The 14,175-nt window shown below is 36.5% G+C and carries 13 protein-coding genes; 12 read left to right on the plus strand and 1 reads right to left on the minus strand.

Annotated features, from left to right (window positions below; translation table 11 throughout):
• Positions 1-134: 134 nt before the first annotated feature.
• The gene (gene ffh / locus J2Y40_RS23110; protein WP_062700049.1) at positions 135-1,496 is read right to left on the minus strand and encodes a signal recognition particle protein; all 1,362 of its coding nucleotides are present in this window, start codon (positions 1,494-1,496) and stop codon (positions 135-137) included.
• A 1,057-nt stretch (positions 1,497-2,553) separates the two neighbouring features.
• Between ffh and atpB the strand changes: the two genes are divergently transcribed.
• The 12 genes from atpB (at position 2,554) to J2Y40_RS23170 (ending at position 13,976) form a co-directional block, all read left to right on the plus strand.
• Complete coding sequence (atpB, locus tag J2Y40_RS23115) at positions 2,554-3,678, plus strand: F0F1 ATP synthase subunit A (RefSeq protein ID WP_153392709.1); 1,125 nt, start codon at positions 2,554-2,556, stop codon at positions 3,676-3,678.
• A 47-nt stretch (positions 3,679-3,725) separates the two neighbouring features.
• A complete protein-coding gene (locus J2Y40_RS23120; protein ID WP_034681712.1) occupies positions 3,726-3,944 on the plus strand; it encodes an ATP synthase F0 subunit C in 219 nt (72 codons plus the stop codon).
• A 105-nt stretch (positions 3,945-4,049) separates the two neighbouring features.
• Positions 4,050-4,544: a F0F1 ATP synthase subunit B gene (locus tag J2Y40_RS23125; RefSeq protein WP_153392707.1), complete on the plus strand. Its 495-nt coding sequence runs from the start codon at positions 4,050-4,052 to the stop codon at positions 4,542-4,544.
• 2 nt (positions 4,545-4,546) lie between these two features.
• On the plus strand, positions 4,547-5,086 hold the full coding sequence (gene atpH / locus J2Y40_RS23130; RefSeq protein ID WP_153392704.1) for an ATP synthase F1 subunit delta: 540 nt from the start codon (positions 4,547-4,549) through the stop codon (positions 5,084-5,086).
• Positions 5,087-5,102: 16 nt separating this feature from the next.
• The gene (atpA, locus tag J2Y40_RS23135) at positions 5,103-6,680 is read left to right on the plus strand and encodes a F0F1 ATP synthase subunit alpha (protein WP_153392701.1); all 1,578 of its coding nucleotides are present in this window, start codon (positions 5,103-5,105) and stop codon (positions 6,678-6,680) included.
• Positions 6,681-6,755: 75 nt separating this feature from the next.
• Positions 6,756-7,625, plus strand: a complete 870-nt coding sequence (gene atpG, locus J2Y40_RS23140) for an ATP synthase F1 subunit gamma (RefSeq protein ID WP_153392699.1) — start codon at positions 6,756-6,758, stop codon at positions 7,623-7,625.
• A gap of 249 nt (positions 7,626-7,874) precedes the next feature.
• Positions 7,875-9,233: a hemolysin family protein gene (locus J2Y40_RS23145; protein ID WP_153392696.1), complete on the plus strand. Its 1,359-nt coding sequence runs from the start codon at positions 7,875-7,877 to the stop codon at positions 9,231-9,233.
• 11 nt (positions 9,234-9,244) lie between these two features.
• Positions 9,245-9,550 (plus strand): ATP-dependent Clp protease adaptor ClpS, encoded by a 306-nt coding sequence (locus J2Y40_RS23150; RefSeq protein WP_153392693.1) that lies wholly within the window; start codon positions 9,245-9,247, stop codon positions 9,548-9,550.
• A gap of 164 nt (positions 9,551-9,714) precedes the next feature.
• Positions 9,715-11,559 carry a T9SS type A sorting domain-containing protein gene (locus tag J2Y40_RS23155; RefSeq protein WP_310001679.1) on the plus strand — a complete coding sequence of 615 codons (1,845 nt, stop codon included), beginning with the start codon at positions 9,715-9,717 and terminating at the stop codon, positions 11,557-11,559.
• Positions 11,560-11,754: 195 nt separating this feature from the next.
• The gene (gene udk, locus J2Y40_RS23160) at positions 11,755-12,369 is read left to right on the plus strand and encodes a uridine kinase (RefSeq protein WP_062700027.1); all 615 of its coding nucleotides are present in this window, start codon (positions 11,755-11,757) and stop codon (positions 12,367-12,369) included.
• A gap of 1 nt (position 12,370) precedes the next feature.
• Complete coding sequence (locus J2Y40_RS23165) at positions 12,371-12,727, plus strand: septum formation initiator family protein (RefSeq protein WP_153392687.1); 357 nt, start codon at positions 12,371-12,373, stop codon at positions 12,725-12,727.
• 91 nt (positions 12,728-12,818) lie between these two features.
• Positions 12,819-13,976: a methylmalonyl-CoA mutase family protein gene (locus J2Y40_RS23170; protein WP_153392684.1), complete on the plus strand. Its 1,158-nt coding sequence runs from the start codon at positions 12,819-12,821 to the stop codon at positions 13,974-13,976.
• Positions 13,977-14,175: the final 199 nt, after the last annotated feature.

The following is a 14,175-nucleotide window of genomic DNA, read 5'->3' on the forward strand; positions in this document are numbered from 1 at the left end:
AAGACTTAATCTAAAAGGAAAGAGTCCGGTACAGTACCGAACTCTTTCATATAATAATATTGTTTAATTTTGTCTAAACTTTTGGGTGCAGTCTACATCTGAACCGGATTCTATATTTTAAATAAAATTACTTATTATTTTCCGAACATTCCGCCCATTCCAGGCATATTCGGCATTTTGCTCATCATCTGCATCATCTGCTTGCCCTGAGGTCCCTGCATCATCTTCATCATTTTACCCATCTGGTCGAACTGCTTCATCAGTTGGTTCACATCTTCAATTTTTCTTCCTGCCCCTTTAGCAATTCTCTGCTTCCTCTGAGTGTTGATAATAGAAGGTCTTCTTCTTTCATCCGGAGTCATAGAGTAGATAATCGCTTCAATATGTTTGAAAGCATCATCACTGATCTCAACATCTTTAATCGCCTTTCCAACCCCGGGAATCATTCCCATAAGGTCTTTCATATTACCCATCTTCTTGATCTGGTTGATCTGCTTCAGGAAGTCATCAAAACCAAATTCATTTTTAGCGATTTTCTTGTGAAGTTTCTTAGCTTCCTCTTCATCAAACTGCTCCTGAGCTCTTTCTACTAAGGAAACAACGTCTCCCATTCCCAGAATTCTGTCTGCCATCCTTTCCGGATAAAAAAGATCCAGAGCTTCCATTTTTTCACCGGTAGAGATGAATTTAATAGGTTTTTCAACGACAGAACGAATTGTTAATGCAGCACCCCCTCTGGTATCCCCGTCTAATTTGGTAAGAACAACCCCGTCAAAGTTCAGCGCATCGTTGAATGCTTTTGCTGTGTTCACGGCATCCTGACCTGTCATGGAGTCAACAACGAAAAGCGTTTCGTTTGGTTTGATGAAGTAATGTACGGATTTGATCTCGTTCATCATCTGCTCATCAATGGCTAAACGTCCGGCAGTATCCACAATCACAACATCGTGGCCGTTTGATTTAGCAAAATTAATTGCATTTTCTGCAATCGTAGAAGGATTGGTTGCTCCTTCTTCAGTATAAACCGGTACATCAATCTGACCTCCTAATACTTTAAGCTGGTCAATCGCTGCAGGACGATAAACATCACAGGCAACCAATAACGGTTTTTTATTTCTTTTTGTTTTTAAATAATTGGCAAGTTTTCCAGAGAAAGTCGTCTTACCTGAACCCTGAAGACCTGCAATAAGAATTACAGAAGGCTTTCCTGAAAGATTAATTCCTTCCTGAGAACCACCCATCAGATCTACCAATTCATCGTGAACGATTTTTGTCATCAGCTGTCCCGGAGTAAGGGAAGTAAGAACATTCTGTCCTAAAGCCTTATCCTGAACTCTTTTCGTAAGATCTTTGGCAACTTTATAGTTAACGTCGGCATCTACCAGCGCTCTGCGGATTTCTTTTACGGTTTCCGCTACGTTGATTTCAGTAATTTTTCCTCTTCCGGAAATATTGTGTAATGCCTTGTCTAATTTATCCTGTAAACTATTAAACATATTTATTGTAAATTATAGGTTTGCAAAAATAAGGAATTTTTAAGAAATGCAGGTATAATACGCTTAATATTATAAGGATTTTGAATAAGGAATGGAAGATAGAGGCGGGAAGAGGGAAGTAGTGAAGGCTATTAAATATAATTGTTGGTCTTTTTAATAAAGAATTTTTTCTTTGAAACTGAAATTCTTGGAAACATTAAGAAAAATAAGATCTTTGGAAAAATATCGGATCAACCTTATAGGTTTCCAAAACCCATAAGGTTTAATCTGGCTGTAAAATCTGCTGAATCTGCGAGAGAAAAACATCAACAGATATCTGTGTAATTAAAATCTTTTATTGTAGTCTGTAGAATGTATTCAATAGAGGTGGACTTTAGTCCGCCTAAATAATAAAAGCAATCCATTGGCTTTAGCCAAAACATATACAGCCAATCTGCTAATCCACAGTAAATAAAAATTCGGTATCCGTGGCATTTTTTTTAACCCCGAAAGCACAAATTTTTTACACTTAATTCTTAATATTTGGCACTGTAAAATCTTATCGGAGATAAAAATCTTTGCACCTTACACCCATACAACTGGTGAAGAATATCGCTGTTGCGCAAATTCCAACAAATATAAATTATAATTTGCAGAAAAAGCAACTTCCAGCTTCCTTCCTTATTATCTCTTCCGTCTTAAAAAATATAGTTCTATTTTTGCAGCATGAATTTTTTAGAGGTTTTTATTGTTATAGCATTGGTAGCGGTTTTTAACATAGCTGTGTATATAATATTTAAAAAGTATTTTTATGGCAGAGAGAATGCGGGACTCAGATTTCTTACGGTAAATATTCCTAAAGATGTGATTTGGCTGCTGATATCTTTACTAATTATTGACAAAACAAACGAAAATTTTCTGTTTTTGCTCGGATGCTTTGTAGTAGCGTCATTCCTTATATATATGCCTATAATAAAACTCATTAATAAATCTTGATTTTTTTGATGATAAAAATCAATTTTTAGTATTGGTAAAGTTTAATAAAATCGATATATTTGCACACGATTAAAAAAGAGATATGAACAGAAAAATTTCTTCATTATTTTTCGCATTTTTGTTTGTGTTTATTAGTGGTTTAGCCACTGCGCAGCACGAAACTGAAGGGGAAAAAGTAGCTGAAAAAGTAGAGCATAAAGAAGACGAGAAGGGCTTCAATGCGACTAAAGTGATCATGGAACACATTGGCGATTCTAACGAATGGCATTTATGGACTACAAAAGATGACAGTGGCGAAGAGCATCATGTTTCAATCCCATTGCCAGTGATCATTAAAGATAATGAAGGATGGCATACTTTTCTTTCAAGCAGCATTGCTCACGGTCATGAACATGACGGATATACTTTAGAGCACGGACAGGTAGTTTCCACTAAAGGAGTTCAAAAAGCAACTTTATTCTCTATCATTAGCGGAAAGCAAAAATCAAACGAAGTATTTTTTGACTTATCAATCACAAAAAATGCAGCTTCAATGTTCTTGTCAGTAATTTTTATGGCAGTAGTGTTCATAGGAATGGCAAGAAACTATAAAAAATCACAGCTTCCGAAAGGAATCGGTAAAGTAATGGAGCCTGTAATCGTATTCATCAGAGATGAAGTGGCTATCCCAAATATCGGATCAGTAAAATATAAAAGATATATGCCTTACTTATTAACGGCGTTCTTCTTTATCTGGTTCAACAACCTTTTCGGATTGATTCCTTTCTTTCCTTTCGGGGCGAACCTTACAGGTAACATTGCAATCACATGCGTACTGGCAATCATTACCTTATTAATTACATTATTCAGTGCTAATAAAGATTACTGGAAACACATCTTTATGCCGCCGGTTCCATTATTGTTATACCCAATTATGGTTCCTATTGAAATCATTGGTATCTTCACAAAGCCATTTGCCTTAATGATGCGACTTTTCGCTAACATTACAGCGGGACACATTATGATTTTAGCGATCATTTCATTGATCTTCATCTTCAAGTCTCCATTATTAGGGTTTGCATCTGTACCATTAGCTTTATTCGTTTCTGTACTGGAACTATTGGTAGCTGCACTTCAGGCTTACATCTTTACAGTATTATCTGCTTTATTTATCGGTATCGCAGTAGCTGAGCACGAGCATGATCACCACGAAGAACACGCTCACTAATTAAAAAAAAGAATTTAAAATAATTTTTAACTAAATATTTATTTATTATGGATTTATCAACTGGAACAGGTTTAGTTTACGTAGGTATCGGTTTAGCAGTACTAGGAGTAGGTCTTGGTATCGGTAAAATCGGAGGTCACGCAATGGACGCTATCGCTAGACAGCCAGAGCAGGCTGGTAAGATTCAAGGAGCAATGCTTATTGCTGCTGGTCTTATCGAAGGTGCTGGTCTTATCGCGATCATCTTTGGTGCTTTCATCAAGTAATCTATCCTCAAAAAAACATTCTTAGCAGTCATGCGGTTGGCAGCTGCTAAGAATTTTTAAAAAAACAATCCATAAATAACATTTTAAAAAAAAGAATTTACAGATATGGGAATTATTGAACCTGGAATTGGACTTTTGTTTTGGATGACCCTTACGTTTGTTATCCTGTTATTTCTTCTAGCAAAATTCGCTTGGAAACCAATCGTGAATGCTGTTAATGAAAGAGAAACTTCTATCGTTGATGCATTAAACCAAGCTAAATTGGCTAAAAAAGAAATGGAAGAACTTAAGGCTGATAACGAAAGAATTATTCGTGAAGCTAAAATTGAAAGAGATTCTATCCTGAAAGAAGCTAGAGAAATTAAAGACAGAATCGTTGGAGAAGCTAAAGATGCTGCTAAATCTGAAGGAGATAAAATGATTGAAGCTGCTAAGCAGACGATCCAAGCTGAGAAAAATGCTGCTATGGCAGACATCAAAACTCAGATCGGTACTTTATCTGTAAACATCGCTGAATCTATCTTAAAGCAAAAGTTGGATAACAACGAAGCTCAGGACGAATTAGTTCAAAATTATTTAAACAAATCTAACCTTAACTAAGAATGCTTACATCTAAAGTAGCTAAAAGATACGCACAAGGTCTCCTGGATTTCACCAATGAATCAGGAAACACAGCTGCTGTATTTTCTGAAATGAAAGATGTAGTGAAGATCATGATTCAGTCTGCGGATTTGAACAAATTCTTCCTTACACCTTACATTGATGCAAAAAAGAAAATAGAGGTAGCAGACCAGATATTCAAAGATTTTTCAGTTTCTTCACAAAATTTAATCAGATTAGTGATTAAGCATGGACGTGAAAACCAATTGAAAAATATTGCTCAGGAGTTCATCAACAAAGTTGAGGATATCAACGGAGTACAGAGAGTAACTCTTACTACCGCAACACAGCTTTCAAAAGAAAATATCGATCAGATTTTAAAAGCCAGCAATCTTCTAAAAGCAGGTTCTAGCTTTGATTTGAATTTGAATGTGAAACCTGAAATCCTTGGAGGATATATCCTTAGAGTAGGAGATCAGCAGGTAGATGCGTCTGTGAAGACAAAACTTAATCAAGTTAAAAAAGATTTTCAATTAAATTAAGAAAAACAACCATACAATGGCAGAAATAAATCCGGCAGAAGTATCTGCGATCTTAAAACAGCAATTGGCCAACTTCGATACTCAATCAAACGTTGAGGAAGTAGGTACAGTTTTAACCATCGGTGATGGTATTGCTCGTGTATACGGGTTAGAAAACGTACAATACGGAGAGTTGGTGAAATTTTCTAGTGATGTAGAAGGTATTGTACTTAACCTTGAAGAAGACAACGTTGGGGTTGCTCTACTTGGTGAAAGTAAATTAGTAAAAGAAGGAGATACAGTAAGAAGAACAAACAGAATCTCTTCTATCAAAGTAGGAGAAGGTATGTTAGGAAGAGTAGTGGATACTCTTGGTAACCCAATCGATGGTAAAGGTCCTATCACAGGAGATTTATATGAGATGCCATTAGAAAGAAAGGCTCCTGGAGTTATCTACAGACAGCCGGTAACCGAGCCTTTACAGTCAGGTATCGTTGCAATTGACTCTATGATCCCTGTAGGAAGAGGACAAAGAGAGCTTATCATTGGTGACAGACAGACAGGTAAAACTACTGTTGCTATCGATACAATTATCAACCAAAAAGAATTTTTTGATGCTGGTAAACCAGTATATTGTATATATGTTGCTATCGGTCAGAAAGCTTCTACTGTAGCACAAATCGTTAAAACTCTTTCTGATAAAGGAGCTTTAGCATATACAGTAATCGTTGCGGCTAACGCTTCAGATCCGGTTCCAATGCAGGTATATTCTGCAATGGCGGGTGCATCTATCGGGGAGTTCTTCAGAGACACTGGTAGACCTGCATTGATCGTTTATGATGATTTATCTAAGCAGGCTGTAGCGTACCGTGAGCTTTCCCTTCTATTGAGAAGACCACCGGGCCGTGAAGCTTATCCTGGAGACGTTTTCTATCTTCACTCAAGACTATTGGAAAGAGCGGCTAAAGTAATCGCTGATGACAATATCGCAAGCCAAATGAACGATTTACCTGAGTCTTTAAGACCAATCGTAAAGGGAGGAGGTTCATTAACTGCACTTCCAATCATCGAAACTCAGGCTGGTGACGTTTCTGCATATATTCCTACCAACGTAATCTCTATTACAGACGGACAGATCTTCTTAGAGTCTGATCTATTCAACTCAGGGGTTCGTCCTGCGATCAACGTAGGGATCTCTGTATCCAGAGTAGGAGGTAACGCTCAGATCAAGTCAATGAAAAAAGTATCTGGTACATTGAAGTTAGACCAGGCACAATATAAAGAATTGGAAGCATTTGCTAAATTCGGTTCTGACCTTGATGCTTCTACTTTAGCAGTAATCTCTAAAGGAGAAAGAAACGTAGAGATCCTTAAGCAGCCGGTAAACTCTCCACTTCCGGTGGACAGCCAGGTAGCTATGATCTATGCGGGAACTGAGAACCTTTTAAGAAACGTTCCTATCAGAAAAGTAAAAGAATTCCAGATCGAGTATATCGCATTCTTAAGATCTAAGCACCCAGATACAATGGCTGCTATCAAAGCAGGGAAAATTGATGATTCAATTACCAGCGTTCTTAAGCAGGCAGCTAACGATCTAGCTTCTAAATATAACTAAAAATCTCAATGTTTAAGGTTTGAAATACCTAATTTTGAACCTTAAACTTAGACCATAAACTTTGAACCCAAATTAATGGCAAACTTAAAAGAAATACGAGGCAGAATTACGTCAATTTCATCTACGATGCAGATTACACGTGCTATGAAAATGGTTTCCGCAGCGAAGCTTAAAAAAGCACAGGATGCAATCGTAATGTTAAGACCTTATTCTGAAAAACTACAGGAAATCATCCAGAATGTAAATTCTAGCTCTGATCCTGATCAGGTTTCTGTTTATGCTCAAAAAAGAGAAGTGAAGAGAGTTCTTTTCATCGCTGTTACTTCAAACAGAGGTCTTGCAGGAGCTTTCAACTCATCTATTGTAAAAGAACTTAACAGCCAGTTTCAGAATAAATCTCAATACGAAGTTGAAGTTCTTACAATCGGTAAAAAAGCATTTGATGCGGTAAGAAAAAACCGTAAAGTATATGCTAATGAAAGTGCCGTTTTTGATAATTTAAACTTTGATACAGTTGCTCACGTTACAGAAGGTGTAATGGGCAGCTTTAAAGAAGGTAAATTTGACGAGGTTTATCTGATCTATAACAAATTTGTTAATGCCGCTACTCAGGAAGTAATGACTGAACAGCTTCTTCCGATCTCAATGCCTGAAGCAGATGCATCAGATGCACCGGTAGAAACAGATTATATCTTTGAACCAACCAGAGCAGAGATCCTAGATCATTTGATTCCTAAATCAATTAAAACTCAGGTTTTCAAAGCCGTTCTTGATTCAGTAGCATCAGAGCACGGAGCAAGAATGACAGCCATGCACAAAGCGACAGATAACGCTCAGGCTTTAAAGAATGATCTTGTGATCTTCTACAACAAAGCAAGACAGGCTGCCATTACCAACGAGATCTTAGAGATCGTTTCCGGAGCAGAAGCCCTGAAAAATTCATAAGAAATACCTTAACAGTATACATAAAGCATCGATATAGTCGGTGCTTTTTTTATTAAAGATGGAAGATCAAAGTCTGATATTTTTAGAAAAATATTGATTTTGAGTAACGTCAAAAAAAGAAAATTCTTTTGTTGTTTGTGACTTCATTTCCTTCTCTCTTCCAGCTTCCATCCGCCTTTCCTAAATTAAAGTCCTTAGTTATTTATATTTTCCATATCTTTGTAAAAATAAAAATTACACAATTTCTAAATGGACTCGGACATAGTCAGGCTTTTGCTAGCCTTATTTCTTGTATTACTCAATGGCTTTTTCGTAGCCGCAGAATTTTCAATTGTTAAAGTTCGTTACTCACAAATTCAGTTAAAAGCCGCAGAAGGAAACTCTATGGCTAAGCAGGCGGAGCACATCATCAAACATTTAGATGAATATCTGTCTGCAACACAGCTTGGAATTACATTGGCTTCCCTGGCATTAGGATGGGTAGGGGAAAGTGCGCTTCACCATATTGTTGAAAACATTTTTCATTCCCTGAGCATAGAAATGAGCGAGGCATCTGTTACTTCAATTTCTTTGGTCACCAGTTTCGTATTGATCACAATTATGCATATTGTTTTTGGTGAGCTTATTCCAAAATCAATTGCGATCAGGAAATCTGAAGCGACTACTATGGCAACGGCAGTACCTTTAAGAGTTTTCTATACCATCTTTAAACCGTTTATCTGGCTAATGAACTCCATGTCGAATGGTTTCCTGAGACTGGTTAAAATTCACCCGGCTTCAGAACAGGAAATTCACTCTACAGAAGAGCTTCAGTTATTGGTAAAACAAAGTGCGGACAGCGGTGAAATTGAAGAAGAGAACTACGAGATCATCAAAAACGCATTCGATTTTACGGATCATTCTGCCAAGCAGATCATGGTTCCAAGACAGAATATCACCTCTATTGATTTTGAAGAAGATATCAATGAGATTATCAATAAGATTATGGACAGCGGGTATTCCCGTATTCCTGTATACCTTGATTCTATTGACAATGTAATTGGTATTTTCTATACCAAAGAGATTATAAGGGAATTTGTTAAGAGAAAAGGAGATTTGAATCATGAAGACCTTAAAGAACTGATGCGTGATGCGTTTTTCGTAGTAGGAAGCAAAAAGATTTCAGACCTCTTAAAGATCTTCCAGCAGAAAAAGCAGCATCTAGCCATTGTAATTGATGAATTCGGAGGTACAGAAGGAATTATTACCCTGGAAGATATTCTGGAAGAGCTGGTAGGAGAAATACAGGATGAAGAGGATGATGAAGATAAACTGGTAGATAAAATCGGAGATAATATTTATTGGGTACAGGCAACCCAGCCACTGGATGAAATCAACGAATATCTGCCTAAAAAGCTTCCTTTGTCAGAAGATAGTGAATATAATTCACTGGCAGGATTCATTCTTCACGAATTAGAAGATATTCCGGAAGAAAATCAGGAGTTTGATCTGGATAACTATCATTTCAAAATCCTGAAAATGAATAATAAAAGCGTAGAGCTTGTAGAATTAGTATATGAAGGGCCAAATATGATCAACGATCTGGCTGATAAAATAGGAGAAGTTTAAAATAATTAAAGATGATTTTTTATAACAGTATAAAAGATTATGAAGATCCGAAACGGCAGTATGAAGAAGAAGTACTTGTTTTGGACGATACAGATGAAGTGTATAAATTGGTACTGCATAATGATGATATTCATACTTTCGATTATGTGATCAACTGTTTGATCGAAATATGCAAACATACCTTAGAACAGGCAGAGCAGTGTACCATTCTGGTGCATTACAAAGGCAAATGCACTGTAAAAACGGGCTCAATGGATGTTCTGAAGCCTATGCACGAAAAATTGCTTTCAAGAGAATTAACAAGCGAAATCGTATAAATAAAATAAATAGCAGCCGTTTCATGAAAAATGAAACGGTTTTTTTATGTCAAAAAGTGGTTTGTTAGATTTTTGATATTTGTTTTTTAGGTTTTTGTGTTAAAAAAACTTAAAATTCATTAATTATTATTATTTTTATTTAAATAATTGCAAAAAAACAATATATGAAATTAAAAATTACTTCACTGGTGCTAGGCAGCGTTCTGTGCTGTAGCACATTAATGGCTCAGGAATCATCCTATGAAGCTTCTGCAAACAGATGGATCAAGGAAAATACGAGAGATTTAGGAATTCAGAGCTTTAGTAAGCTTACTTTAAATTCTGTACGTAAAGGAAATACAGGAGAAACACTCCGTTTTCAGCAGTTTATTAAAGATGTACCGGTTTTTCAGTCAGAAATTCTGGTCCATTTCAATAAAGAAGGCAGAATAAGCTATACGGGTACAGAAAGTTTCAGGAAAAACCTGAAAGAAATAGATATAGTACCTTCTGTTTCTGCGTCTGATGCATTTAATAAGGCATACAAAGCATCTAAATCAAAAGGAGAGATCACATATCAGGAAAACAAGTTGTTTGTCTATATTACAGATGAAGGAAATACTAAACTTGTTTACAGAGCTGTTATTAACTCCTATGACAATCCCGGAAGCTGGGAAACCATTGTTGATGCCAAAACAGGAGAGGTCATAAGCGTTAAAAACATCGCAGTACACCATAGGCATGAAGGTGACACTTCCCGATCTCCAAAAAAGAAAGCAAAAAAGCTGAATAAAACCGTCAGCTTTAAAGCCTCAGGATCTGGTTATGTATTCGATCCGGATCCGCTATCAAAGACAGGATCAACATATGGGGGTAATTATGTAGATGGTAATGATGCCACCAATGCCAGCCTGGATAATGCCAGAAGCTTGGTAACATTATCAGATATAGAATTTGCCAATAATGTTTACAAACTGAAGAATTCTTATGTTGAAATAAGAAATATCAGCAATCCTAATACAGGTTTGTTTACACAGGCTACCAACCAGTTTTTGTTCAACAGAAGCGAGTTGGGATTTGAAGCAGTAAATGCTTTCTGGCACATCGATAAAAGTTTAAGGTATATCAATGAGACATTAGGAATTGTCTGTAAACCTACTACTAACGGAGGTGCGGTTATTTATGATCCTCATGCACTAAACGGAGACGATAATTCACAATATACTACAGCCGGAACTTTAGAATTCGGCCAGGGTGGTGTAGACGATGCTGAAGATGCCGATGTTGTGCTTCATGAATTAGGACATGGAATTCATCACTGGCTTTCAGGAGGTGTATCAAATTCTGATGGATTAAGTGAAGGAAGTGGTGATTACTGGGCACAGTCTTATAGCAGAAGCCTTAATCAATGGCCTTCTTCATCCCCTCAATACAATTGGATGTTTAGCTGGGATGGGCATAACCCCATCTGGGCCGGAAGAATCACCAATTATACCGTTTTGTATCCTGGTTCTGGAGCTATCCATACCAAAGGCCAGATCTGGGCATCGGCTCTGATGAGAATCTATGACAGAATAGGTAGAGAAAAAACAGACAGGGCATTTTTAGAAGGGCTTGATTTAACTACTTCATCAACTAATCAACAGAATGCAGCTATTGCGGTAAGACAGGCTGCAATAGATATGGTAGGCCAGTTTGGGTTTACCTGTAATGATATTACCATAATGACCCAGGAGTTTACGGCTGCAGGGTATACACTTCCGGCATATACCTGTCAGCTAAGTACCAAAGAAGTTACTAAAGAACAGCAGATTTCAGTTTATCCTAACCCGGTTTCTGATATATTAAACATATCATTGAAAGGAAATAAAGAGCAAAAAGCAGAAATCTACAATATGGAGGGCAGAAAAGTGATGGATGCCACAGTAGGAAGCGGAAGAAGCCAGATCAACGTTTCAGGTCTTCAGACGGGTGATTATATCTTAACTATAAAAGGATTGGAAATATCCACAAAATTTATAAAAAAATAAATAGTAAAAACTTTTAAATCCGGTGCTAAGCATCGGATTTTTTATTTGAAATAATGGGGATTTGCCGGCAAAACGGTTTTATCTTTTTCACCTTAGAATATCTTTGTCCCCTTAATTGTTCAATTTATTGGTCTGTGCTGTCATATTTTTATCTAAAATAGTATATTTGTACAAACTATAAAGAAACAAAAAAGAATGCTTGTAATAGGAATTGCAGGAGGTACAGGCTCCGGCAAAACTACAGTTGTTGACAAGATACTCCAGCAGCTTGATATTGAAGGAATGAACATCCTTTCACAGGATAATTATTATCATGACAACCCGAATCTTACCCTGACTGAACGGGAGGCGTTAAATTATGACCACCCAAAGTCCATAGATTTTGAATTGATGCTGAAACACGTAAAAGCTTTAAAAAATAACGAGCCTATTGAACAGCCGATATACAGCTTTGTTACCCATTCCAGAACAGGAGATCATGTCACTGTAGAACCTAAGAATGTATTGGTGGTAGAAGGAATTCTGGTTCTTACCAATAAAGAACTGTTAAAAGAATTTGACCTGAAAGTATTTGTTCATGCCGATTCAGACGAAAGACTCATCAGAAGGATCCGAAGAGATACCCAGGAAAGGGGAAGAGACTTAAATGAAGTTCTTCACCGTTACCAGACTACTTTAAAACCAATGCATCAGGAATTCATAGAACCATCAAAGAATGAAGCCGATCTTATCATTCCGAACATGAAGCAGAATTCCGTAGCGATTGATTTTTTAACTACTGTTATAAAAAATTCGTTGAGAAAACATTAAAATGAAAGAAAACAAACTTATTAAAGACATCCAGCCGAAGTCCGAAACACTCAAACTCATTCAGAAATATGTTCTGAATAAATATACCATTACCATTTGCCTGTTTCTGGTCTGGATGATTTTCTTTGATAAAACCTCTTTTCTCGTAATCAATGAACTGAACGGCGAAATCAGCCGATATGAAGATCAGTTGGAATATTATAAAAAGGAATATGAAAAAAATGATGCCTTTTATAAAAAACTGATGAACAATAAATCGGAAAAAGAAAAATACGCAAGAGAAAATTACTTTATGAAAAAACCGGATGAAGAGATCTTTATTCTGGTGGTAGACAGCAGTAATATTGCGAAAAAATAATACAAATTGAATAAAATTCGTCAATAGTGAATCTTAAACTAAATTAAAATTCACTATTGACGATTCACAATTCACAAATAATCCATCTCCAATGTCAGAAATACTTCCAAACTGGGAAAATTTAGTTAAGAAACAGCTTAAAACAGAAGATATTTATTCAATTTTAAAAAAGGAAAACCTTGAAGGAATTGAAGTGAAACCGTTTTACAGCGAAGTTCGGAAACCATTGGCCAACCTGCCGAAAGTGGAAGAAAATACCCATTTGGTAGCTACTTACCACGAAAGTCTGGAAGAAGATGTATTTGCATTTGTTCTGGAACATAATGTAGAGAATCTTGAACAGAAAGCCCTGTTTGTTAATAATAAAGATCTTGCGGGGCATATCAGCCCTAAAGAAGAAGACCAGTATTTTTCACTGATCAGTATTATTGATGAAAAACAGTCTGTTATAAACGATCAATTGGCTAAAGAGCTTTTGGCAAAGAACTTCAAAAGAAATATTTGTATTGATATTTCCCTTCATCAGAATGCCGGAGCAGCTATATACCAGCAGTTGGGAATAGCATTGGCTCAGACAAAAGAACTTACTGAAGTTTATGGTGCTGAAATTTTAAATCAATTGATCTTCAGAATTGCTGTTGGTGGAAATTATTTCTTTGAAATGGCCAAGTTAAGAGCCTTTAAAATTGTTTTCAACCAGCTTTCCAAAGAATATGGCCTGGATGAGATTCCTTACATCTTTGCAGAAACTTCCCTTAGAAATAAAGCTGTTGCTGATAATGAAAATAACCTGATCCGTTCCACTTTAGAATTGGCTTCTGCCATGATAGGCGGTGCAGACGCTGTTTTCAGCAACAATTATCTGGTGGAAAGAAGCACGGAAAACTCAGAAGAGATCTCTTTCAAACAGCAGATTGTTTTAGCCTACGAAAGTATCATCAATGTATTTGAAGATGCATCAAACGGCAGTTATTACATTGAAGATATCACGCGCCAGATTGCAGAAAAATCATGGGATCTGTTTGTAGAAATAGAAGAGGCCGGCGGTTATCTGCAGCTTTTAAAGCAGGGAATAGTACAAAAAAAGATCTATAACCATGCTGTTGAAGAACAGAAATGGGTGGAAGAAGGAAAAATAAAGCTGATCGGGGTTAATTTATACCCTAAATTAGACGTTAAAAAGTCAGCGGAAGAACTTTACAGCGAAAATGAAATAAAGCCCGTACGTTGGGCTGAAATGTTTGAATAATTTTAATTTCCCACAAATTCGGAATTTTTAAGTCGTTATCATCTTAAACAGATGATGTACAATTATCATCTGTGAAATTTGTGAGATCTCTGGGAAGCCATTTTAACATTTCCATAAATTACCAGATTACTTTATTGAGTATTAATTAATGATATTTATATTTAAAAAATCTGCGTTATCTGCAAAATCAGCGAGCATA

The sequence above is a fragment of the Chryseobacterium sp. 2987 genome (genome assembly GCF_031456375.1).
GTDB lineage: Bacteria > Bacteroidota > Bacteroidia > Flavobacteriales > Weeksellaceae > Chryseobacterium > Chryseobacterium vaccae.

Excerpts from the sequence above, each read along its gene's own strand:
- ffh (WP_062700049.1), bottom strand. The coding sequence starts at position 1,496 with ATGTTTAATAGTTTACAGGATAAATTAGACAAGGCATTACACAATATT.
- atpB (WP_153392709.1), top strand. The coding sequence starts at position 2,554 with ATGAACAGAAAAATTTCTTCATTATTTTTCGCATTTTTGTTTGTGTTT.
- J2Y40_RS23120 (WP_034681712.1), top strand. The coding sequence starts at position 3,726 with ATGGATTTATCAACTGGAACAGGTTTAGTTTACGTAGGTATCGGTTTA.
- J2Y40_RS23125 (WP_153392707.1), top strand. The coding sequence starts at position 4,050 with ATGGGAATTATTGAACCTGGAATTGGACTTTTGTTTTGGATGACCCTT.
- atpH (WP_153392704.1), top strand. The coding sequence starts at position 4,547 with ATGCTTACATCTAAAGTAGCTAAAAGATACGCACAAGGTCTCCTGGAT.
- atpA (WP_153392701.1), top strand. The coding sequence starts at position 5,103 with ATGGCAGAAATAAATCCGGCAGAAGTATCTGCGATCTTAAAACAGCAA.
- atpG (WP_153392699.1), top strand. The coding sequence starts at position 6,756 with ATGGCAAACTTAAAAGAAATACGAGGCAGAATTACGTCAATTTCATCT.
- J2Y40_RS23145 (WP_153392696.1), top strand. The coding sequence starts at position 7,875 with ATGGACTCGGACATAGTCAGGCTTTTGCTAGCCTTATTTCTTGTATTA.
- J2Y40_RS23150 (WP_153392693.1), top strand. The coding sequence starts at position 9,245 with ATGATTTTTTATAACAGTATAAAAGATTATGAAGATCCGAAACGGCAG.
- J2Y40_RS23155 (WP_310001679.1), top strand. The coding sequence starts at position 9,715 with ATGAAATTAAAAATTACTTCACTGGTGCTAGGCAGCGTTCTGTGCTGT.
- udk (WP_062700027.1), top strand. The coding sequence starts at position 11,755 with ATGCTTGTAATAGGAATTGCAGGAGGTACAGGCTCCGGCAAAACTACA.
- J2Y40_RS23165 (WP_153392687.1), top strand. The coding sequence starts at position 12,371 with ATGAAAGAAAACAAACTTATTAAAGACATCCAGCCGAAGTCCGAAACA.
- J2Y40_RS23170 (WP_153392684.1), top strand. The coding sequence starts at position 12,819 with ATGTCAGAAATACTTCCAAACTGGGAAAATTTAGTTAAGAAACAGCTT.